Origin of the sequence: Methylobacterium brachythecii (assembly GCF_014196345.1) — a bacterium.
GTDB lineage: Bacteria > Pseudomonadota > Alphaproteobacteria > Rhizobiales > Beijerinckiaceae > Methylobacterium > Methylobacterium brachythecii.
On the sequence record NZ_JACIDN010000007.1, the window covers coordinates 262,193 to 283,311 of the forward strand.

The window sequence follows — 21,119 nt, forward strand, 5'->3', positions numbered from 1 at the left end:
TTCGCGCCGAATCTCGCACATGCAAAAAAGTCTCCCGCCATTTCTGGCGGGAGACCCTACGCGAGACATTCCTTGAATGCCGGCGCCCGATAGATCAGGCGTCGATCGTCGGGCCACCGCCCTCGGAGCGCTTCTTGGCCATGTAGGCGTCGAACTGCTCGCGGTCCTTGGCCCGCTTCAGCTCGTCCACGAATTGGGCGAAGGCGCGGCTCTCCTCCTGGAGGGCGCGACGACGCGCTTCGAGGCGCTCCAATTCGGCCTTCCGATACTCGTCGAAGGCCGAATTGCCGGTGCCGGACCGGTAGACGCCGCGGTCCTTCGCGGCCTCGAAGGCCTTGGCGAACCGCGAGGTGCCCCCCGCGGAGCCGACGTTCCACGAACCGCTTTGGGCGAACTCACGCATTTGGCCGAGCGCAGGATACCCCGCGATCTTCCACGCAACGTAGGCGAGCGCCGCCGGCCACCAATAGATGAAGCCGATGACGATGGCGCCGATCTCGAGAGAGCGGCGCGGGAATGGCCCGCCGTGACAGGCGCGGGCGCCCGACCAGGGGGAAGAGGCAGAGGTCGTGTTCACGGATGTTCGCTCCGGGTGTGAATGTGAACAACATTCACATGCGCAACCGCACATCGCGTTTCAAGAGGCGGGATCGAAGCCGGCTTTCGGATTCGTATCTCCGGCTCCAGCGCCATGGACCAGCGCGAGCACGCCGGCGCGCAACAGCTCGTATTTGTCCGGCCCGGTCTTCGGCAGCTGGCCCGAGGCGGCGAGGGTCGCGATGCCGTGCGAAAGCGCCCAGACCTCCAGCGCGATGAAGCGCGGGTCGACGCCGCCGAAACCGTCGGGAAAGGTCGCCTTCAGCGCCTCGACGAGCAGATCGAACGGATTGGGCCGGTCGGGGTTCGGCGCCGCGCTGCGCACCTCGAAGATCGCGGCGTAGTAGCCGGGCTCTTCCTCGGCGAAGGCGAGATAGGCCTCGCCCATGCGGGTGAAGCGTTCGAGCGGCGTGCCACGTCCGGTCAGTGCTCGCGCGAGGCGCCCCGCCAAGTCCTTGAAGCCGCGCCCGGCCACCTCTTCGAGCAGCGCCTCGCGGCCGCGGAAATGGCGATAGAGCGCGGCCGGCGTCACGCCGACGAGCCGGGCGGCATCGACCAGGGTGAAGCCCCCGACACCACGTTCGGCAATGAAGCGGCGGGCCGCCTCGATCAGCGCCTCTTTCAGATTGCCGTGGTGGTAGCTGCGCCGGTCTTCCGGCCGCTCGCGCCAGGGTCGCACGAAAACCGTCTCCTCGGTTCGCCGGGCGCATGCCCGATCAGGAAAGCCGCTTGAAAGGGTGAGGTTGCACGTGATCGCAACGAACGGCCAGCGCTTTGCGGCCCCGATGTCGACAAGTGCACGCTTTCCGACGCCAGCTGTTGACAGATCGGCACGTTAGCAATGTTATAGTATTACATTTTTGGTGAGACAGACATGGCATCGCCCGACACCCGCCTCCCGGTCACCGTGCTTTCGGGCTTTCTCGGAGCCGGGAAAACCACTCTGCTGAATCACGTTCTGGGCAACCGCGAGGGCCGGCGGGTCGCGGTGATCGTCAACGACATGAGCGAGGTGAACATCGACGCCGACCTAGTCCGCGGAGGCGACGCCAACCTGTCCCGCACGGACGAGCGGCTCGTGGAGATGACCAACGGTTGCATTTGCTGCACGCTGCGCGACGACCTGCTGGCCGAGGTGCGCCGACTCTCCGAGGAGGGCCGCTTCGACTACCTGCTGATCGAGGGCACGGGCATCGCCGAGCCGCTGCCCGTGGCCAGCACCTTCTCGTTTCGCGACGAGAACGACCGCGCGCTCAGCGACGTCGCCCGGCTCGACACCATGGTCACCGTCGTCGATGCGGTGAACCTGCTGCGCGACTACGGCTCCGCCGCCTTCCTGCGTGACCGCGGCGAGACGGCCGGCGAAGAGGACACCCGCACGCTGGTCGACCTCCTCGTCGAGCAGATAGAGTTCGCCGACGTAGTCGTGATCAACAAGGTCGAGGACGTCTCGGCGGAGCAACTCGCACTGGTGCGTTCGGTGGTGCGCGGGCTCAATGCCGATGCGCGGCTCGTCGAGACCTCGCATGGCCGGGCGCCGCTCGATGCCATTCTCGATACCGGCCTGTTCGACGAAGAGAATGCGCAGCGTCATCCGCTCTGGTTCAAGGAACTCTACGGCGCGCACGAGCACGTGCCGGAGACCGAGGAATACGGCGTGTCGAGCTTCGTCTATCGGGCGCGCCGGCCATTCGACCCCGAAAAGTTCAATGCCTTCGTCAATCAGACCTGGCCCGGACTGATCCGCGCCAAGGGGCATTTCTGGCTCGCGACGCGGCCGGACTGGGTGGGCGAGTTCTCACTGGCCGGCGCCGTTGCCCGCGTCTCCGCCATGGGCTTCTGGTGGGCTGCCGTGCCGCGCGGACGCTGGCCCGACGAGTCCTACTGGAAAAGCCATCTCGAGAAGAACTGGAGCGAGGTCTGGGGCGACCGCCGCCAGGAACTCGTCTTCATCGGCACCGGCATGGACCGGGACGCGATCACCGCCGCACTCGATGCCTGCCTGATCGGCTCGGAGCGGACGACGCGGTTCGACCCGAGCGCCTATCGGCGCCTGCCAGACCCTTTCCCCGAATGGCGCCGCGCGGCCTGAGCCGGTGAGTTTCGTCAGCCTCAAAGCGTGGAGGCAGCGCAGCGCGGCCCAAGCGGAGATGCGGGCCACGCTGAAGGCCCGGGTGATCGGGGCCATCTGCCTCGGCCCCGACGATACCGTGGCGGTCAACGAGATTGCCTGCGCCGATCCGGGCTGCCCGGACATGGAGACGATCGTGCTGGTGATGCGCTCCGGCGAGCCGACACAGGCCTTCCAGATCCGGAAGGCCATCGACGCCATCCAGGCGGACGATGTGTCGGAGTTGGTCGCACAGATGGGATCGGTGCTGCGCGATCCTCGCTCCTGACAGGATCTGTCAGTCCGGCCGCATAGGACGCCTCCGCCACGCGCTCAGGGCGCGATCCCGGAGAAACCCATGAATTTCGTCTCAATCCGTCTCATCACCGACGACATCAAACGGCTCGTCGCCTTCTACGAGCAGGCGACCGGCCTCGCGGCCACCTGGTACACCGACGATTTCGCAGAGATCGCCACACCTTCCTGCACGTTGGCGGTCTCAACCACGCGGCCGCTCGCGTTGTTCGGAAGCGACATCGCGCGGCCCGCCGCGAACCAATCCGTGATCATCGAGTTCCGGGTCGCAGACGTCGACGAGAGCCATCGCGCATTGGCCGGATTGCCGAAGTCCGTCGTCCAGGAGCCGACGACGATGCCGTGGGGCAATCGCTCGCTGCTCTTCCGTGATCCCGACGGCAACCTGGTCAACTTCTTCACACCGATCACGCCGGAGGCGATCGCGAGATTGGACAGGTAGCGGTCGCGCACCGTCGAGTGTAACTGCCGCGGCTCATGCAGTCTCGAAAACGACGGCTTCGGTAGCACTGCGCCACTCCCCGGACAGGTGGAGCGTCAGCGGAGCCTGATCCGGGGGCCAGCCAAAGGACGTCGCGAAGCGTCCGAACCGTGCACAACGAGCCGCTGACGCGGCCATTTTTCCGCTGTGTCCCGGATCACCTTTCGCTTCGCTCCAGGCGTCCGGGAAGAGGGCGGTATTGCCTATCCGAGCAGCCGGAACCCGGGTCTGCTCTCAGCGCCAGCTCTGCCCTGCGCCGGCCTGCGCGATCCCGAGATGCCGCGCCACCGTCGCGCCGATATCTGCGAAGCTCTCCCGTCGCCCGATCGGACCGGTCGCGACCTTCGGCCCGAAGGCCAATATCGGCACCTGCTCGCGGGTGTGCTCCGTGCCGTGCCAGGTCGGGTCGTTGCCGTGGTCGGCAGTGATGACGCAGAGATCGCCCGTGCGCAGGGCCGCCCGGATCTCCGGGAGGCGGGCATCGAAGGCTTCGAGCTCGGCGGCGTAGCCGGGCACGTCGCGCCGGTGGCCGTGCTCGGTGTCGAAATCCACGAGGTTCACGAAGATGAAGCCGCCATCGTCGAGCGTCGCGAGCGAGGCGAGCGCCGCGTCGGTTCCTGCCGCGTTGCCGGCCGTCTTCACCTCGCGGCCAGTACCGCGGTGGGCGAAGATGTCGCCGATCTTGCCGACGGTCACCACTTCACGGCCGGCAGCCGTCAGCCGGTCGAGCAGGGTGTCGCTCGGTGGCGCGACCGAGAAATCCTTGCGGTTCGTCGTGCGGCGAAAGCCATCGGTGTCCGAGCCGACGAAGGGCCGCGCGATCACCCGGCCCACGCGCCAGCGATCGCAGATGACACGCGCGATGCGGCAGACCTCATAGAGCCGCTCGAGCCCGAAGGCCTCTTCGTGCGCGGCGATCTGGAAGACGCTGTCCGCGGACGTGTAGCAGATCGGTTTGCCGGTCCGGACATGCTCGGCGCCGAGCTGTTCGATGATCGTGATGCCCGAGGCATGGCTGTCGCCGAGGATGCCCGGCAGCCCAGCCCGATCGACCAGGGCCGCGGTCAGCGCAGCCGGAAAGGCCGGCTGCGTATCGGGGAAGTGACCCCAATCCTCCAGCATCGGCAATCCGGCGATCTCCCAGTGGCCGGAGGGCGTATCCTTGCCGGCCGCCGTCTCCACGGCATGGCCATAGGCGCCCTCGACGGCGCCGACGGGTTCCAGCCCCGGCGGTACGCGGCCCGTCGCGCCGTCAGAGGCGAGGCCGAGACCGAGGGCGGTCAGGTTGGGAAGACGCAGCGGCCCCGAGCGCAGTCCGTCACGGTCGCCCTGCCCTCTCGCGCAAGCTTCGGCGATGTGGCCGATCGTGTCGGCGCCTTCGTCGCCATAGCGGGCGGCATCCGGGCCGCCGCCGATGCCGACGGAATCGAGAACGATCAGGAGTACGCGGGCCATAGTCGCTCAGGCCGGAACGGCGGTGGCGGTGGCTGGTGCGGGCTCGTCATCCACGGTCTCGGCCTCCATGTCGAAGGCGGCCGCGAAAAGGGTGCGGGTGTATTCGGTCTTCGGCCGGGCGAAGATCTCGGAGGCCGGCCCCTCCTCGACCACGCGGCCGTTCTGCATGACCAGCACGTAGTTCGCGAGCGCGCGCACCACCTTCAGGTCATGGCTGATGAACAGATAGGCGAGGCCGCGCTCGCGCTGCAGGTCGCGCAGCAGCGTCACGATCTGCGCCTGGACCGAGCGGTCGAGCGCCGAGGTCGGCTCGTCGAGCACGACGAAGCGCGGGTTCAGCACGATGGCGCGAGCGATGGCGATGCGCTGGCGCTGGCCGCCGGAGAATTCGTGCGGATAGCGGTCCATCGCCCCCGGATCGAGCCCGACATCGGTCAGCGCCTTCGCGACGATGGTACGCCGCTCGGCACGGGACTTGACCTGCCCCTGCACCACGAGCCCTTCGGCGACGATGTCGGCCACCGACATGCGCGGCGAGAGCGAGCCGTAGGGGTCCTGAAAGACCACCTGCATGTCCCGCCGCAGCGGCCGCATGGCGCCGACGGACAAGGCCTCGATCGGCTTGCCGAGGAAGACGATCGGCCCTTCCGAGGCGGTCAAACGCAACAGCGCGAGGCCGAGAGTGGTCTTGCCCGAGCCGGACTCGCCGACGACGCCGATGGTCTCGCCCTGACGCACGGCGAGGCTGACGCCGTCGACCGCCTTCACGTGGTCCGTGGTGCGACGGAGCAGGCCCTGCCTGATCGGGAACCAGACTTTGATCGGGCCGGCCTCGACCAGCTTCTCCGCCCCCTCGGCGACCGGGTTGGCGCGGCCGGTCGGCTCGGAGGCGAGAAGGCGCTGGGTGTATTCGTGCTGGGGCCGGTCGAACACCTCGGCCACGGGGCCGGCCTCGACGATGCGCCCGCGCAGCATCACGCAGACCGAATTCGCGATGCGCCGCACGATGCCGAGATCGTGCGTGATGAACAGCATCGCCATGCCGAGCCGTTTCTGCAGGTCGGCGAGCAGGGTCAGGATCTGCGCCTGCACGGTGACGTCGAGCGCCGTGGTTGGCTCGTCGGCCACCAGCAGGTCCGGCTCGCAGGCGAGCGCCATGGCGATCATCACGCGCTGGCGCTGGCCGCCGGACAATTCGTGCGGATAGGCGCCAAGCCGGCGCTCGGCATCGCGGATGCCGACGAGGTCGAGCAGCTCCAGAATGCGAGCCCGCGCCTTCTTGCCGGTCAGCCCGCGATGGAGCTGCAACACCTCGCCGATCTGCCGCTGGATCGAGTGCAGCGGGTTCAGCGAGGTCATCGGCTCCTGGAAGACCATGGTGATGTCGGCGCCGCGCACCTTGCGTAGGTCGCGCTCGGGCAGCGTCAGCAGGTCGCGCCCCTTGAAGACGATGCGGCCGCCCGGATGATGCGCCGCGCCATCGAGCAGACGCAGGATCGAGAGAGCGGTGACCGACTTGCCTGAGCCGGATTCCCCGACCAGCGCCAGCGTCTCGCCAGGTGCGATGGAGAAGCTCACGCGGTCGACGGCGAGTGTCTTGCCCTCGGACGAACCGAAGGCGACCGAGAGGTCTTGAACGGAGAGAAGCGGTTCGGCCACGAGCGCTCAGCAGGGTCGACGGAAGGCGATCGGCCTCACCGAGCGGCGGGCCTCGCCGGCGGGTTATAGCGCTCCCGCGTCCCAGAGCGAACCGCATCGCGGGCGTGCAACGCCGTGATTGTCCGGCCCGATCCTGCTAGCAGGGCATTCGAAGCGGGCGTGATCGACCGGGTGAGCGTGCGAAGCATCCTTTGTCTTGCCATTGCCATGGCGATGTCCATGGCGACGGGCGCGGCCCAGGCGCAGGGCGACGGCGAGACCGTCACCCAGGCCCTCTGCCGGCTGATCGAGGGTTCGGCGAAGGCGCGGTCCATCCCGGTGCCCTTCCTGACCCGCCTGATCTTCCGTGAGAGCGCCTTTCGCGTGAATGCGGTCAGCCCCGTCGGCGCACAGGGCGTGGCGCAGTTCATGCCGGGCACGGCCAAGGAGCGGGGCCTGCTCGACCCGTTCGATCCAGAGCAGGCCATCCCGCACGCAGCGCATCTCCTGGCCGATCTCCGCACCCAGTTCGGAAATCTCGGGCTCGCCGCGGCCGCCTATAATAGCGGGGCCGGCCGGGTCTCCTCCTGGCTCGCCGGCAAGGGCGGGCTGCCCTCCGAGACCCGCGCCTACGTCATCGCGCTGACCGGCCACCCGGCCGAAGATTGGCGGCCCTCCGGCGTCGAGATGGCGCCCGCGGAAGGCGATCCGAAGGCAGCGGATGCCGCCAAGCTTGGTGCAAAGCAGCCGGACACGGCCGGCGAGGCCGCGAAAGAGGTTGAGGCGGAATCGGCCCAGACTTGCCTCCAGGTCACGGCTCTCCTGCGCATCCCCTCGCGCGGCGACCGCTTCGCCCTTCCGGTCGAGGGCGGCGTGACGGCGCCCTGGGGCATCCAGCTCGCCGGCAACTTTTCCAAATCCCTCGCGCTCGCGAGCTTCTCGCGCACCCGCTCGCGCTATGCCGGGGTGATCGGCACGGTGCGCCCGATGATCATCGGCACGCGCCTACGGTCCCGCGGAACGCGGGCCTTCTACCGAATCCGCATCCCGGCCGAGACGCGCGCGGCCGGCGAAACCCTGTGCGGTCAAATCCGGAAGGCCGGAGGCGCCTGCATCGTCCTCAGAACATGATGTGCGTGCTCACCGGGAACATCACCGGGATGCGCACGGCGTCGCGCTCATTTCGCGACGGCCTTGAAACCGCCCAGTCTGCCCCATCTTCTGCGCTCTCACGCCAATCCCTTGGAGACGCATGATCCGGGTCCTCGTCGCCGCGCTCTCGTTCGGCTGCCTTTTGCTCTCCGCGCTCGGCCTCTCGGGCTGCTCGCCACTGGCGCTGTTCGACGCGCTCGGCCCACGTGATGCCGGCGCCCGCCTCTCGCTGAAGGATGCCGCCTACGGCGAGGACCCGCGCCAGCGCCTCGACGTGTTCGCGCCGGTCGGCGACGTCACGAACGCTCCGGTGCTGGTTTTCTTCTACGGAGGCTCCTGGAAGAGCGGATCTAAAGAAGATTATGCTTTCGTCGCGCAGGCCCTGGCTGCGCAGGGCTTCGTGACGGTGCTGCCGGATTACCGGCTCTACCCGCAGGTGCGTTTCCCCGATTTCCTCGACGACGGCGCGCGGGCCATCGCCTGGGCCCGCGATCACATCGCGTCCTATGGCGGCGACCCGAAGAAGATCGTCCTCGCGGGCCATTCGGCCGGCGCCTACAATGCCGTGATGCTCGCGCTAGACCCGACCTATCTGCGTCGTGCCGGCGTCGAGCCGCGCACCATCCGTGCCGTCGCCGGCCTTTCCGGCCCCTACGATTTCTTCCCCTTCGACCAGAGCACCTCGATCGACGTGTTCGGGCAGGCGCCTGATCCGAAGGCAACCCAGCCCATCAATTTCGCCGGCCCGAACTCGCCGCCGACCTTCCTCGCCACAGGCGACGCCGACAAGACGGTCCGCCCGGCCAACACCAAGAACCTCGCGGCGCGGTTGCGCGACATGCGCGTCGGAGTGCAGGAGCGGATCTATCCCGGCCTCGACCATGCCGACACGCTGCTCGCGCTCTCGATCACCTTCCGCTCGAAGGCGCCCGAACTCTCCGAGATGGCGGCCTTCCTGCACCAGCATGCCGAGCGCCGGCAGCTGAGCTCCGTGCGAATGCGCTAAGGCACCTCGGGCGGCACTGGCCTCGGGCGACGATCCGGCCCGATCGCGACGAAGGTGAAGAGCGCCTGGGTCACCTTCATCGTCTCCTCGCTCTCGCGTTCGCGCCGCCAGACCTCGACCTGGATCTTGATCGATGTCCGCCCCACCGAGACGATCCATGCGTAGAGACTGACCTCGTCGCCGACGAAGACCGGGTGGAGAAAGCTCATGGCCTCCGCCGAAATGGTGGCGCAGCGGCCCCGCGAGCGCCGTGCCGCGACGTTGCCGGCAGCGAGATCCATCTGCGCCATGAGCCAGCCGCCGAAGATGTCGCCGGCCGGGTTCGTGTCGGCCGGCATGGCGACGGTGCGGATCACAGGCGCCCCCCGATCGACGGGCTGGCCACCGGCCCCATCCGCTCTTGCAACGTCGTGAGACATGGCTGTTCTCCGCAGGGCCCTCGCAGAATGGGGCCGCCCTGAGCGGTCAGCATGCCACGAGCGGTGCCGACTGCGACACGGTGAACGGCTCACTCTCCCGATGCGAATATTCAAATCCGGCGCGTCTGAGGCTGAAAGAGCGCGGCGGACGGGCCGCCGGTGGTCGAGGCGACCGTCGCCGAGCTGGCAGCGCCCCTCGAGGAAGCCGGTCGTTCGCTGACGAACACGAAGATCAGGAACCCGACGCTCAGGAGCACGTGCGGCAGCACGAGCGGAATGCCCCAGCGGACTTTCGGTGAGGTGGTGAGAGACGGGACCATCGCTGCATCTCCATGGCCCGGCGAGGACGATCTCTCGGGGCGATGGTGGTGAGTCGCAGCGGCGGCGGGTGCGGTTCATCACGGATCGAGAAAAATCTGAAAGCCGCCCACTTCCGTCTCGGCATTGCTCTCACCAGTTCGCCTCGTGCCGACAGGCATGTCATCGGCGAAGTGCAGGATAATGTTCGCAGGATCGCGCTCCGCGTGGACGCGGGTTCATCCTTCGGACAAACTGCAGGCCTCTCGCCGAACTGCAGTTGCGGCGAGTCGAGACGGTCACATCGACGAAGTGTCCGGAGGTTTCCGTCATGGCGGGGCGAGCGAGAGACGGCCTATTGGTCGCGTGGGCGGCTTTGTGCACGGCCCTCGTCCTGGCACCGCTTCCCGCCGATGCGCAGTATCGCGGAACGACCGGGGGGTACGGCGGCTACGGGGGGCGCGGCGGCTACGGCGGCGGTGGTCTCGGTGGCGGCGGGATCGGCCTCGGGATCGGCGGCGCAATTCTCGGCGGAGTCGTCGGCTCGATGGGCCGTCAGCCCCCTCAGGACGTCGAAGAGGATGACGAGCCGCCGCCACGCCGTCCGGGGCGCGTGGCGGAGCCGCCCGCTCCGCAGCGACCGCCCGGCGAGCGGCCTCAACCCGTCGCGGAAAAACCGCCACGGCATCGGCCGCCTATCGCGCGCCCCTCGGAACCACCAGTCCGTATCGCCCGGCCGCTGCGTCCGGCACCAACCCGCACGGTCAAAGCACCCTTGCATGCGGTCCCGGCGCGAACCGCAGCGAAGCCGCCGCCGCGCGTGCCGGCTCGCGTGCTGCCGCCCTCGCCGGCTCCCGTGCTTGCCGCCCAGGCCGAGGAGCCCGGCATTGTCCCCGGCGAAGTGCTGATCGAACTGAAGCCAGGCGGTCCGAGCGGCGCCCTGGCGCAGCTCGCTCGCCAGCAGCGCCTCGATGCCATCGAGAGCGAGACCTTCCGGCTGGTGCCGCTCACGCTGCACCGCTATCGTATCCGCGATGGGCGCACCGTGGCCGCCGTCGTGCGGGCCTTGCAGGCCGACCCACAGGTCGCCTCGGCCCAGGGGAACCACGTCTATTCCCTGGTCGGCGACGGCGCGCCGGCTTTGCCCTTTGCAAGCGCACAATACGTCGTGGCCAAGCTTCATCTCGATGAGGCGCACCGGGCTGCGACCGGCCGCGGCGTCGCGATCGCGGTGATCGATTCAGGGGTCGACGCGACCCATCCCGCCCTGGCGGGCGCGCTGACGGAGAATTGGGACGCCATCGCCAAGGCCGCGCTGCCGTCGGCTGGCGGCGACGCCCATGGCACCGCCGTCGCCGGCATTGCCGGGGCACGTGCCCAACTCGCGAGCGCCGCGCCCGAAGCGCGCCTCGTCGCGATACGCGCTTTCACCGGCGGTGGCGCACAGAAGCCCGGCTCACAGGGCACGACAATCCACGTCCTGCGGGCGATCGACCGGGCTGCGGCCGCCGAAGCGCGTGTGGTCAACATGAGCTTCGCCGGACCGGCCGACGCGAAACTCTCGGAGTTCCTGGCAGCCGGCACCGCAAAGGGCATCGTCTACGTGGCTGCCGCCGGCAATGCCGGCCCGAACGCGCTGCCGCTCTACCCGGCCGCGGATCCCAACGTGATCGCCGTCACCGCCACCGATGCGGAGGACAAGCTGTTCCCCGCCGCCAATCGCGGGCCGCACGTGTTCGTCGCAGCGCCCGGCGTCGAGGTGTTCGTGGCGACGCCCGGCGGCGGCTACGGCTTCCTGAGCGGCACCTCGATGGCAGCCCCGCAGGTGGCGGGCATTGCCGCCATGATGCTTCAGATCCGACCCGACCTCACCCTCGCGACCCTGCGCGACGCCCTGAGGAAGAGCGCTCACGATCTCGGCCCGGCCGGGATAGACCCGGATTTCGGCGCGGGCACGGCCGATGCGCGGGACGCGCTGCAGACCATCGGCGCCTCGTTCGCGCCGGCGATGATCAGTGATGCGAGACCGCCCCTCGGCGCGGCCAAGATCGATGCGACCGAACCTGCGAAACGGAACTCCCCGAACGGCGCCAGTCAGGCGCTCCCGGAAACGAGCGTCGTACCGACGCTGTCTGCCACCACTACAGACGATGCTCCCGCGAAATGAGACCGGCCGCAGGCATCGTCCGCGTGATGATTGAACCGAACCCCCGCCTGAAGCGACCCATGAGCAGCCCGTCCGCATGACCGGGGCCTCCGACGAGGCGCTGGTGACGCGGATCGCGGGCGGCGACGCGCTCGCGATGCAGAGCCTCTACGCGCGGCATTCCACACGCGTGTACCGGTTCCTCGTGCGCCTCGTCCGGGATGCCACGCAGGCAGAGGACCTGATGAGCGACGTATTCTTCGATGTCTGGCAGCAGGCCGCCCGGTTCGAGGGCCGCTCCAGCGTGACGACCTGGATGCTGGGCATCGCCCGCTTCAAGGCGCTGTCTTACCTGCGCAAGCGCCCGCACGAGGCGCTCGAGCCAGAGATTGTCGAGGCGATCGAGGACGAGGCCGACACACCCGAGATCCTGCTGCAAAAGGTCGGCAAGGCTGAGGTAATCCGTCGCTGCCTCGCCGTGCTCTCCCTGGAGCATCGCGAGGTGATCGACCTCGTCTATTACCACGAGCGCAGCGTCGAGGAGGTCGCCGAAATCACCGGCGTTCCTGCGGGAACGGTGAAGACGCGGCTCTTCCACGCCCGGAAGCGGCTCTCGGAACAGCTCAACGCCATGGGTATCGATCGGGGCTGGCCATGACCGCGCGCGAGCCAGGCGAGGACCAGACACCCGACGAGGTCGACCTGCTGCTGCCCTGGCATGCAGTAGAGCGGCTCTCGCACGAAGAGGCCGAACAAGTCGAGGCGGCCCTGCGCGCCGACCCCGAACGCGCCCGCCATCTCGAGATCGCCCGGGAGGAGCGCGCCGAGACCGTGGCGCTGAACCAAGGGCTTGGTACGCCCTCGCGGGCAGCGCGCGACGCGCTCTTCGCGCGGATCGCAGCAGAGGGCCGAGCACCCGCCAAGGGTTTTTCGGGTCGCTGGGGCGACTGGCTGGCGAGCCTGTCGCCGCACTCGCTCGCCTGGTCCGGCGCGGCCGCAGCCCTGGTGATCGCCGTGCAGGCCGGTCTGCTGACGAAGGCCTATCTCGGCACCGCGCCGGGTGCCTACGAGACGGCATCGGCACCCTCCCCGGCATCCCAACAGGGTGTCTTCGTGCTGATCGCTTTTGCGCCGGCAGCGCCCGCTGAGCGGATCGAGGCACTTCTGCGCGAGGCCCATGCCGTCATCGTCGACGGTCCGCTGCCCGGCGGAGTGTATCGCTTGCGGATCGGGGAGCGTGGCGAGACGGCCACCAAGACGATCGAGCGGCTGCGCTCCGAAACCACGCTCGTGCGCCTCGTCGCGCCCGTGTCGCCAGCCGTCCGCTGACCGGCCTCAACAGCCCCGTTAACCGACCTTTAACCGAATGATTGCGGCCGCCCCCCGCCTGTGAGACGTTCGTTAACAGAAGATTAACGAGGTTCTCCGAAGCCATGCGTACCGGCGTTTCCATGCGGATCAAGGCTTTGGTTCGTGGTCTCGTTGCGGCGTCCGCCGCGATGGCGTCGCTGGCCTCCGGTCCGCTGGCCCAGGCTCAGACCATTGCCTCGCTGCCCGCCTCCGGGCTGGCCGCCTCGATCACCGGCTCGGCGCGTCCGATCGCGGCCTGGACCGAGTTCTGCGAGCGCTACGCCAGCGAGTGCGCCGTCAACCGCAGCGAGTCCGCCTCGATCACCCTTACCCCGGCGATCTGGCAGACCATCAACACCGTGAACCGCCGCGTGAACAAGGCGATCCACGCCGTCACCGACCAGGATCACTGGAACGTCGCCGACCGCTGGGACCTCGCCGAGGACGGCCAGGGCGATTGCGAGGACTTCCAGCTGCGCAAACGCGCGATGCTCGTCGAGGCCGGCCTGCCCCGCCGCGCCATGCGCATGACCGTCGTGATCGACGAGAAGGGCGAGGGCCACGCGGTGCTCACCCTGATCACCGACCGCGGCGACCTCGTCCTCGACAACAAGACCAGCGCCGTGCTGCCCTGGCGCCAGACCGGCTACACCTTCATTAAGCGCGAGAGCCAGGACGCGGTCGCCTGGGTCGGTCTCGGCGTCGCCATCTCGCCGACGACCACTGCCAACCGCTGAGCGTCCGACGGCCCAGCCCAACGGGCTTTCCCGAAACGGGACTCTTCGGCAAGCCGATCGTTGCAGACGTTTAAGACTTTCGACGCAAGGGTTACCGGAGCGTTTCGCCAACCCGGCGAATTCGCCCCGTTCACGTCCAGCGCGCCTCTCCAGTGGCGCGATGGAGGCCCGGAGGTCCCGATGGTCTCGGTCGGCACGATCGCCCGCCTCGTCATCCTCGCCGGATCGCTCGCGACGGCGGCTCCCGCCCTCGCCGGAGGCAGCGTGGGCGATCGGCACGACGCCTGGCGCGCCTGCCTCTCCGACGCCTTCAAGCTGCGCGCCGCCCTCTCCGGCAAGGCGCTGGCCGCCGAATCCGCGATCCGCGAATGCCGCGACAGCGAGACCGCCTACCTTTCGGCCCTCGCGACCTCGCCGCTCGTCGACGACGAGGACGTCACGCGCGTCCGTCCTGCCCTTCTCGTGCGGGCTCGGACCTGGCTGCTCTCGGGAAAGATCAGCCGAAACCTGTAATCTGTAATCCTGCAAGCAGCCTTCGGCGCGCTCGCTCATGCTGGATTTTGAAGGAAGCGGGCTCACGCTCCGATCGGTCGCGCTCATCGCGGCTCTCTCGACCTCCAACCAGGTCAGGCCGGCGTTTCGCGGATGAGCGTTACGAGGCAGATTGCGAACCGTCTTGCCGCAATGCCACTGACGGCCATGCGACGGTCTCACCGATCGAACGATCGGGCTCCTGGATCAAATGTGGGTGAGAGACGTCGAGAAATTGGCTGGGGGACGAGGATGCGGACGTTCGACGATCGGCAGGAGCTGGCCGACTGGACGGCTTAAGCCACACAACGAGAGAAAGCAGACGTCGCAGCTCTCGCAAATGCGGAGCCAACTCAGTCATACGTGATCTATATTACCTTTATTGCACTTTAATGTTTTCTAATATGTTTTTTGAACCAAACATGTTGGGCATAAACTCAACTCTGCAGCCGTTCGCGTCGACCGGTAGGACGCCTTGGTCGAGCGCCTTGCGGACGCCGAATCTGCGACCACATCCGTCGCGACTTTGGACGTCGAGCCCGTCAGCGATGCGAGCAACTCCAGTTCCCAGTTCTTGAGCTTGATGGTCTGAGCTTTCTTCGGGACGCTTGCACCATGAGCAAAGTGCACCTTGGTCGTGAGAAGGCGCGCTCCCGGGGGGGCCCATTCTTCGGCAGTGCGGCCCGTAATGGCGATGACATAACTGCGGGTTTCGAGAGGCAAAGTACCAATGCCTGCAAGCCAGCTCGAGACGCGTTGGGGGCCCGCATTGTAGGCCGCTGCGGCCAGCCCGATATTGCCGAATTGCTTCCTGAGATCACTGAGGAAGGCTGCCGATTTCGGAAGAGCCTCGACCGGATCGAAGGGATCCTTGAGGCCGCGCAAGGTCGCGGTGCCCGGCATGAATTGCGCAACGCCCTGGGCTCCGGCACGGCTGACGGCGCGATGGTTGAACCCGCTCTCCTGCTTGATCAGCCGCAGGAAGTAATCGACCGGAAGCGCGTGCGCGGTGGCGGCGTCTCTGGCCAGTCGCTGCATCTCAGCCTTGTCGGTCGCGGGCCCATCGGGCGGATTGTTCAGGGACGTGCGATGCAGGGCCTTGAGCACGAGAGGCATCGTGGTGCCTTCGCGGAACTGCTCGGTCAGGACCTCCCTGGCTGTGTCACGATCGGCGCCGTTCGACGGAGAATGAGGTTGCGCGGCCACGGCCGTGCAGAGCACCGCGCCCCAGAGGGCGCCAAACAAGATGCGCCTGGATACGGTCACGCTATGCATATTCGGAATGAGCGAGAACATCAGCCAAAACTCGCGGCATGTGCATCGACTTGAATAAATGGTTTTATTCTGAGGAGTTTTTCGCTAGACGCTTGTATTGATCAGTATCGAAAGGATTTGTCGTGCTTCGTCTCGCCGTAACTCTTCTCGTTCTGTCTTTGCCCTCGATCGCCCTGGCCGCCGAAGCAGGGCATGCCCGTTCGCACCATTCGAAGCGCGCGCCGGCTGCCTTCGACCCTGCATCGGAGGCCCGGATCAGCCAGGTGCCGGACCGTCGCTCGGCACCGGCCCGTCCGATCCCCGAGGGGGAAGCGAAGAATGCGACGGTTCAGGGCCCGACCGCGCCTGTGACCTGCAACGGGCAGAATGCATCCTCCCCTGCCTGTTACACCGCGACGCAGCAATCTCGTCCTGTCACGCGTTGAAATCGAAGGTGGTTCAACCTTTGCTGGAGAGGGTGTCTGGAACCTGGGAGAAAGCGCCGGGCGGCGCCGGGGTCACCACGAAGTCGACAGCTCGCCGCTGCTCGTCGAGCGCACGCAAGAAGGCTTCACCGGCGACGACGTCGCGGAATTTCCAGAGCTTGTTCCGAGCGCCTTCGAAGATCAGCGAGTAGACGGCGAGTTGCACGCCCTCACGCACGGCGAGTGTCGTCGGTGAGTTCTTGGTGAAGCCAGCCTCGGCCTGCAGCAACTGGTCGACCGCCGCGAATTTGAACGCAGTTCCGTTGACCAGGATCGAGTAGATCGTCTTGGTGGTCGTCACCGAAGCGAGGACACGTCCGGTCTGGACGCTGACCGCGCGAAGGGCGACGGTGACGATGTCCTGGCGATACTGGGTATTGCCGCCGATGCCGAGATAGTTGGCGCCGATCCCGCCCGTGGTCTCGTTGGAATCGTAACCGATGATGCCGCCCTGCAGGGCGATGCCCGCGAAGCGCAGCGGCGGCAGGCCGGCGGCTTTCTCGCCCTGGACGGCCGTTCGGGTGTTCTGGATGATCTGCCGCTCCTGCAGGAGCGAGGCGAGTTCGTTGCGCTCGACGACGTTGAACCAGCGGCCTGCGCCGGCCTTGACCAGCACGTCCGTCAGGATCGCCGCGCCGCCCTGGGTGGTGGCACGCGAGAACTCCGCGAAATTGTCGTTCGGCTTGTTCTGCCCGGTCAGGTCCGGAAAGCTGTAGACGGCGACGTCGAGAGCTTGAACGGGCGGCGGAAGCTTGTCGAGGATGACGCCCGACTTGGTTTCGGGCACGAGCGTCGCAGGCTGCGTTGCGGGGTCCAGGACCGTCCCCGTCGCGGCGATGCACCCACTCAGGGCAAAGCAGAAGATTGCTGCCACGGCAGCGCGTGCCATCACCGTCATCATGTCGAGCCCCCCTGAAACCTTCTTGTCTTCTTGACCGAGCGGCGTTGGCTCAGGGATTGGTCGGGATGGTCGTTCCGTTGATGATGATCGTAGGCGTCGCAACGCTCGTGGAGTCGCCGAGCTTGCTCAGGGCCGCGTTGAGGCCGGACAGGTCGGGGGAGTTCTGCCCCGATTTGGCGCCGTACCCTTGAGCCTGCGCTGTCGAGAGGAGGAAGGTGCCATTCAGCGCGTTGCCGCCGAAGGTCGGGCTGACCGGCCGGTAGACCTGCTCGGTGGCCGAAGCGGGGATGACGCCTCCGAGGAGGCCGGCGAGAGCTAATGCCGAAAGTTTCATTCCCCAACTCCTATACTTATTTATGGCATCTTGCGCTCTGCTTATTAACGCTTGATCAATAGGCCTCCATTCGGAAGGCGTGCGATCAACATATTAATCGGAGCAGAACCCTGAGGCTGGATTACACCGACATTTAAGCCTTGGGTTCCCAGTAGCACGACGTTCGAGCGAAGATTGTCACCAGCTTGCAACACGCCGGCTCGATTGCGGCTTCCGATCATTCCGACCGTAGATTCATTGTTGAAACCTGCCTGCACGTGCAGAGCTTGATTGTTGATCCCGACCTGCAACGTCTGCGCGAGGTTGTGCCCGGACCCGCGCATGGCGGCCATTTCGGGCGTCTGTGGAGGGGTATAGGCCGTCGGCGTGCGCGAGACGGCCGGCGCCGGCGGGGCGTTCAGCAGCGTCGCGGCGGCTTGAAGCGGCACCGCGGTCCCGCTCGCCATCTGTGGAATATACGCCGACTCGGCGCGCGCGATGGACGGTGACAGCGCGACCAGGGCGGCCAGCGCGAATGAGGCCCGGAGGGCCTTGGCACGTGAAGTCACGGAGATTGGCATGACGTGCTTCCTTGATCCCATTCCAGAATCAGCTTGGCTTCGTAGTGACCGCGCGCAGAGCCATCCAAGGCTAGGCTCGAGAGGGTCGTCTCGGTGCCGGAGGTCAGCGAGAAGTCACCGCTCTGGACGTTCTGGCTGGTTCCGGTCTCACTTCGTTTGAGGACGAAGAGCCGGTACCGGCCTTGGAGATCCGCATCGGATCGGGCGACGGCCTGGAGGCGAAGGAGGCCTGCGGCCGAGTCGGAGCGGATCTGACACGACACGCCCATGACTGGATCCTTCGGAGGGGCAGCGGGCGTCAGGGCCGCGGCGGTCCCCAGGCTGCCGGCGAAACCGGCGAGGGCCACGATCGACGAGAGAGAGCGGCGCATGGCCGGTCTGCCTTGGCAGGAGCTCGAAAAGGGGAAGCGGCGGACCCGAGGGTCCGCCGCTTCGTTTTGGCTTAGCGCTGCACCGTGATGGCCGCGTTGCGGTAGCCGAACTGCGCGGTGACCGAGCTGTTGGTCACGTTGCCGCCGGTCGACTGCGACGTCAGGGCGTAGTTGTTCGCACCGACCTGCACGGTGGCCTGCGTGTTGGCGCCGATCATAGCCTGCGGGCCGGTCTGCTGGAACGCGTTGGCCGTGTTGTTGTAGCCGACCTGCGTGATCAGCGAGCCGTTGGCACCGATGGCGCCGAGCGGGTTGGCGACCGTGCCGGCGAGGCTGGTCCGCTGGACCGTCAGCGCCGTGTTCTTGACGCCGAGCTGGGCCGTCACCGAGCCGTTGAGGTTGGCCGAGAGCTGGCCGTTGGTCTGGCTGGTGATGGCCGTGTTCCGCGCACCGATCTGCAGGGTGCCCTGCAGGTTCGAGCCGTTCTCCTGACCGACGACCGCGTTGTTCCTCGAGCCGATCTGAGCGACGGTCGAGTTGTTGGAGGTCGGAAGGATGCTGGAGCCCTTTTGCGAGGTCAGGGCGACGTTTTTGCTGCCGATCTGGACCACGGAAGAGTTGTTGTCGACGCCGTTGAGCGGAACAAAGTCCGGAGTAACAACGGTCGTTGTTGCCGTCTGTTGCGCGACGCCGGACCCGAACGATGGGCCATTATAGGCAACGAAGACTGGGAACTTGCTGCCAAGAATTGGCGTCTTGATGGACGGTAGCGTGACTGAGCTGCCGCCAACACGCGTGCCGACGGAGCTCTGGCTCGTCAACGCCGAGTTGCCGTTACCGATCTGCAAGGTGGAAGCCGAGTTGATGCCACCGCTGTAGGCCGGAAGCGTTACTGGTAAACTGGACGTAGAAGTTTGGTCGATTGCAGCGTGAGTTTTCCAGGTGTCAGGCCCAAACAACACAAACTTCAGGCCCTCCCACGTGGAGTAAGAGTTGGATGTTGTATGGGTGGTCGCCGTGATGGAGCCGGTCTGGCGCGGCGCTCCCGACGACACCTGAGCGGTCACGGCGCTATTCCCGCGACCGATCTGCACGGTCGACGCGTCGTTGGTGAGCCCTTGCAGATTGCTCGCCTGGTCGGTCGCCGAGAAGTTGCGAGCGCCGATCTGCAGCGTGCCCTGGCCGTTGTTGCCGCCGTCCTGTGCGACGAGAGACACGTTGCCGACACCGAACTGGGCGGTGGTCGAGTCGTTCGTGCGGTTGCCGGAGGCGCCCTTCTGAGCCGTGACGGCGAAGTTGCCAGCGCCGACCTGCAGGGTGTCCTGAGTGTTGTTGCCGCCCGTCTGGCCGACCAGCGCGAAGTTCTTCACGCCGAACTGCGCGACGTTCGAGTCGTTGTGCCCAGCCGTCGCCTTGTCCTGCGCGGTCACGGCGACATTGCCGGCACCGACCTGAAGCGTGCGCTGGTTGTTGTTGCCGCCGTCCTGGCCGACGAGGGAGCTGTTCCCGACGCCGAATTGGGCGGTGGTCGAGTCGTTCTTGCCATTGGAGCCGCCGGCCTGAGCGGTGACCGCACCGTTCTTCGCGCCGACCTGCAGGGTGTCCTGGGTGTTGGCGCCGCCCTTCTGGCCGACCAGCGCGAAGTTCTTCACGCCGAACTGAGCGATGTTCGAGTCGTTCGACCCGTGCGTTGCCTTATCCTGCGCGGTCACAGCGATGTTGCCGGCACCGACCTGCAGCGTGCGTTGGTCGTTGTTGCCGCCGTCCTGGCCGACGAGGGAGCTGTTCGCGATGCCGAACTGAGCGGTGGTCGAGTCGTTGGGGCCGTGCGAGCCGCCGGACTGACCCGTGACGGCCTGGTTCTTCACGCCAACCTGAAGCGTGCGCTGATCGTTCTCGCCGCCCGTCTGGCCGACCAGCGCGCCGTTCTTGACGCCGAACTGGCTGGTGGTCGAGCTGTTGCTGCCGAGGGCCGCATCCTTCTGGCCGGTCAAGGCGAAGTTGCCGGCGCCGACCTGGAGGGTGCGCTGGCCGTTGCCGCCGCCGTCCTGGCCGACGAGGGAGACGTTGGCGACACCAAACTGCGCGGTGGTCGACTCGTTCGTGCCGCGCGTTCCACCGGTCTGGCCGGTGACGGCGAGGTTCTTCGCGCCGACCTGGAGCGTGGTCTGATTGTTGCCGCCGACGCTCTGGCCGACGACGGCGCTGTTCCTCGCGCCGAGCTGGACGGTGCCCGAATTGTTCTTCTTGGTGCCCGAGGTCTTCTGGGTGGTGAGCGCCTGATTGCGCGCGCCCGCCTGGAACGTGGTCTGCTTGTTGTTGCCGCCGGTCTGATCGGCGACAGCACCGTTGAAAGCGCCAATCTGCGCAATGAACGACTCGTTTTCGGCAGCAGAAAGCGCCGTGGTGCTCGCGAGAACGAGCGCCAGTGCTACTGACGTCTTCATGAGAGGATGCCTACTCTATCCGGGCGGGCCGCTTAATTTGCAGCCACTGTGGGGCTCACGACGATTCGCTGCCCTCGGAACGAGTTAATGCATTTTTAACAATATCGACGCAAGAGATTTGATTAAAATTCAGTCAATCTGACGTCCGTATGAAATACCCATCGGCACAAGACTTATCAACAGATGCGAGCCGGACTCATCAAAATAGTATATTGCTACAGAGTGTGAGCCTCGGATCTGGATCCGCACCGCGATCGGCTGCCGTAAATTCGGTGAAAATGGATGGAATCTTTATATCCACATGCCGCAATGTGGCGATTCAGAATAGGTACGAATAGGACAATCCATTACACCAAAAGGAGTATTTGATGCGATTTTCTCAAATGCTAGCGTCCGGTCCTCAGCACCGAAACGGCTTTCCAAAAGTCGCTGCAGTCGTAAGATGATCCACTATACAATCGCGCAGAGTTAATAAATTTGACCAAGTAAGCGCAGTGCATAGTTCTCTAAAAATGCTTGTCCTCGACTCCAGC

The 21,119-nt window shown here is 66.5% G+C and carries 22 protein-coding genes; 10 read left to right on the top strand and 12 right to left on the bottom strand.

Annotated features, from left to right (window positions below):
- Window positions 1-94 precede the first annotated feature (94 nt).
- Together GGR33_RS19300 and GGR33_RS19305 are read right to left on the bottom strand one after the other, a co-directional pair.
- A complete protein-coding gene (locus GGR33_RS19300) occupies window positions 95-577 on the bottom strand; it encodes a DUF2852 domain-containing protein (protein WP_284211191.1) in 483 nt (160 codons plus the stop codon).
- Between the two features lie 60 nt (window positions 578-637).
- Window positions 638-1,276, bottom strand: coding sequence for a TetR/AcrR family transcriptional regulator (locus GGR33_RS19305; RefSeq protein ID WP_183508227.1), 639 nt, complete (start codon window positions 1,274-1,276; stop codon window positions 638-640).
- A gap of 195 nt (window positions 1,277-1,471) precedes the next feature.
- On the opposite strand from GGR33_RS19305, the gene zigA reads away from it, so the two are divergent.
- The 3 genes from zigA to GGR33_RS19320 all read left to right on the top strand — a co-directional run bounded on the left by zigA (window position 1,472) and on the right by GGR33_RS19320 (window position 3,464).
- On the top strand, window positions 1,472-2,689 hold the full coding sequence (gene zigA / locus GGR33_RS19310) for a zinc metallochaperone GTPase ZigA (protein ID WP_183508229.1): 1,218 nt from the start codon (window positions 1,472-1,474) through the stop codon (window positions 2,687-2,689).
- A 4-nt stretch (window positions 2,690-2,693) separates the two neighbouring features.
- A complete protein-coding gene (locus GGR33_RS19315) occupies window positions 2,694-2,996 on the top strand; it encodes a hypothetical protein (protein ID WP_183508231.1) in 303 nt (100 codons plus the stop codon).
- A 69-nt stretch (window positions 2,997-3,065) separates the two neighbouring features.
- Window positions 3,066-3,464 carry a VOC family protein gene (locus tag GGR33_RS19320; RefSeq protein WP_183508233.1) on the top strand — a complete coding sequence of 133 codons (399 nt, stop codon included), beginning with the start codon at window positions 3,066-3,068 and terminating at the stop codon, window positions 3,462-3,464.
- Between the two features lie 273 nt (window positions 3,465-3,737).
- On the opposite strand, the gene GGR33_RS19325 is transcribed toward GGR33_RS19320, so the two are convergent.
- Together GGR33_RS19325 and GGR33_RS19330 are read right to left on the bottom strand one after the other, a co-directional pair.
- Window positions 3,738-4,958, bottom strand: coding sequence for a phosphopentomutase (locus GGR33_RS19325; protein WP_183508235.1), 1,221 nt, complete (start codon window positions 4,956-4,958; stop codon window positions 3,738-3,740).
- Window positions 4,959-4,964: 6 nt separating this feature from the next.
- On the bottom strand, window positions 4,965-6,617 hold the full coding sequence (locus tag GGR33_RS19330; RefSeq protein WP_183508237.1) for an ABC transporter ATP-binding protein: 1,653 nt from the start codon (window positions 6,615-6,617) through the stop codon (window positions 4,965-4,967).
- Window positions 6,618-6,824: 207 nt separating this feature from the next.
- Between GGR33_RS19330 and GGR33_RS19335 the strand changes: the two genes are divergently transcribed.
- Together GGR33_RS19335 and GGR33_RS19340 are read left to right on the top strand one after the other, a co-directional pair.
- A complete protein-coding gene (locus GGR33_RS19335; protein ID WP_183508239.1) occupies window positions 6,825-7,727 on the top strand; it encodes a lytic transglycosylase domain-containing protein in 903 nt (300 codons plus the stop codon).
- 121 nt (window positions 7,728-7,848) lie between these two features.
- Complete coding sequence (locus GGR33_RS19340) at window positions 7,849-8,754, top strand: alpha/beta hydrolase (protein ID WP_183508241.1); 906 nt, start codon at window positions 7,849-7,851, stop codon at window positions 8,752-8,754.
- On the opposite strand, the gene GGR33_RS19345 is transcribed toward GGR33_RS19340, so the two are convergent.
- Window positions 8,751-9,173, bottom strand: a complete 423-nt coding sequence (locus GGR33_RS19345) for an acyl-CoA thioesterase (protein ID WP_183508243.1) — start codon at window positions 9,171-9,173, stop codon at window positions 8,751-8,753. The two genes, GGR33_RS19340 and GGR33_RS19345, sit on opposite strands and share 4 nt — an antisense overlap.
- Window positions 9,174-9,283: 110 nt before the next feature.
- Window positions 9,284-9,493: a hypothetical protein gene (locus GGR33_RS19350; protein ID WP_183508244.1), complete on the bottom strand. Its 210-nt coding sequence runs from the start codon at window positions 9,491-9,493 to the stop codon at window positions 9,284-9,286.
- A gap of 308 nt (window positions 9,494-9,801) precedes the next feature.
- On the opposite strand from GGR33_RS19350, the gene GGR33_RS19355 reads away from it, so the two are divergent.
- From GGR33_RS19355 to GGR33_RS19375, 5 genes are all read left to right on the top strand, one after another.
- Window positions 9,802-11,637 carry a S8 family serine peptidase gene (locus GGR33_RS19355; RefSeq protein ID WP_183508246.1) on the top strand — a complete coding sequence of 612 codons (1,836 nt, stop codon included), beginning with the start codon at window positions 9,802-9,804 and terminating at the stop codon, window positions 11,635-11,637.
- Window positions 11,638-11,713: 76 nt separating this feature from the next.
- Window positions 11,714-12,274 (top strand): sigma-70 family RNA polymerase sigma factor, encoded by a 561-nt coding sequence (locus tag GGR33_RS19360; protein WP_183508248.1) that lies wholly within the window; start codon window positions 11,714-11,716, stop codon window positions 12,272-12,274.
- On the top strand, window positions 12,271-12,945 hold the full coding sequence (locus GGR33_RS19365; protein WP_183508250.1) for a hypothetical protein: 675 nt from the start codon (window positions 12,271-12,273) through the stop codon (window positions 12,943-12,945). The genes GGR33_RS19360 and GGR33_RS19365 overlap by 4 nt, the downstream gene beginning before the upstream one ends.
- 104 nt (window positions 12,946-13,049) lie before the next feature.
- Window positions 13,050-13,703, top strand: coding sequence for a transglutaminase-like cysteine peptidase (locus GGR33_RS19370; protein ID WP_183508252.1), 654 nt, complete (start codon window positions 13,050-13,052; stop codon window positions 13,701-13,703).
- Between the two features lie 180 nt (window positions 13,704-13,883).
- Window positions 13,884-14,216, top strand: a complete 333-nt coding sequence (locus GGR33_RS19375; RefSeq protein ID WP_183508254.1) for a hypothetical protein — start codon at window positions 13,884-13,886, stop codon at window positions 14,214-14,216.
- Between the two features lie 417 nt (window positions 14,217-14,633).
- On the opposite strand, the gene GGR33_RS19380 is transcribed toward GGR33_RS19375, so the two are convergent.
- The 6 genes from GGR33_RS19380 to GGR33_RS19405 form a co-directional block, all read right to left on the bottom strand.
- A complete protein-coding gene (locus tag GGR33_RS19380) occupies window positions 14,634-15,530 on the bottom strand; it encodes a lytic transglycosylase domain-containing protein (protein ID WP_246413273.1) in 897 nt (298 codons plus the stop codon).
- Window positions 15,531-15,947: 417 nt separating this feature from the next.
- Window positions 15,948-16,862: a CsgG/HfaB family protein gene (locus GGR33_RS19385; RefSeq protein WP_246413275.1), complete on the bottom strand. Its 915-nt coding sequence runs from the start codon at window positions 16,860-16,862 to the stop codon at window positions 15,948-15,950.
- 61 nt (window positions 16,863-16,923) lie between these two features.
- Window positions 16,924-17,208 carry a curli assembly protein CsgF gene (locus GGR33_RS19390; RefSeq protein WP_183508256.1) on the bottom strand — a complete coding sequence of 95 codons (285 nt, stop codon included), beginning with the start codon at window positions 17,206-17,208 and terminating at the stop codon, window positions 16,924-16,926.
- A 44-nt stretch (window positions 17,209-17,252) separates the two neighbouring features.
- A complete protein-coding gene (locus tag GGR33_RS19395; RefSeq protein WP_183508257.1) occupies window positions 17,253-17,768 on the bottom strand; it encodes a hypothetical protein in 516 nt (171 codons plus the stop codon).
- A complete protein-coding gene (gene csgH, locus GGR33_RS19400; RefSeq protein ID WP_183508260.1) occupies window positions 17,753-18,139 on the bottom strand; it encodes a curli-like amyloid fiber formation chaperone CsgH in 387 nt (128 codons plus the stop codon). The genes GGR33_RS19395 and csgH overlap by 16 nt, the downstream gene beginning before the upstream one ends.
- 71 nt (window positions 18,140-18,210) lie before the next feature.
- Window positions 18,211-20,586 carry a beta strand repeat-containing protein gene (locus GGR33_RS19405; RefSeq protein ID WP_183508262.1) on the bottom strand — a complete coding sequence of 792 codons (2,376 nt, stop codon included), beginning with the start codon at window positions 20,584-20,586 and terminating at the stop codon, window positions 18,211-18,213.
- Window positions 20,587-21,119: the final 533 nt, after the last annotated feature.